Here is a 381-nt window from a genome sequence, read left to right on the forward strand (position 1 = left end):
CCCGTGGGACCGCTACGGCGGCGACGACGCCAACAGCTCCTGCTGGGTGCGGGTGACGTCCTTCTCGGCCGGCAACCAGATGGGCAACACCTACGTGCCGCGCATCGGGCAGGAAGTCATCATCGGTTTCATCGACGGCAACCCGGACCTGCCGATCTGCATTGGCTGCGTCCACAACCAGCTCAACCTGCCCTCCTTCCGGCTGCCGGACTACTACGCCCTCAGCGGCCTTCGCAGCCGTGAGCTGACGCCCGGCGGCGGCAATGCATCGGGCGGACGCAGCAACCACCTGCTGCTCGACGACACCGAGGCCAGGATCCAGGCGCAGTTGCGCAGCGACCACGACGCCAGCCAGCTGAGCCTGGGCCACATCACCCGCAT

General features: G+C 67.7%; 1 protein-coding gene. It reads left to right on the top strand.

Going from position 1 to position 381, the window contains the following annotated elements; genetic code table 11:
* Positions 1–381 (top strand): phage baseplate assembly protein V (locus CVH10_RS18160; protein WP_181244480.1); only part of this gene is annotated, 381 nt, incomplete at both ends.

Source organism: Halomonas sp. ND22Bw (genome assembly GCF_003011945.1).
GTDB lineage: Bacteria > Pseudomonadota > Gammaproteobacteria > Pseudomonadales > Halomonadaceae > Halomonas > Halomonas halophila.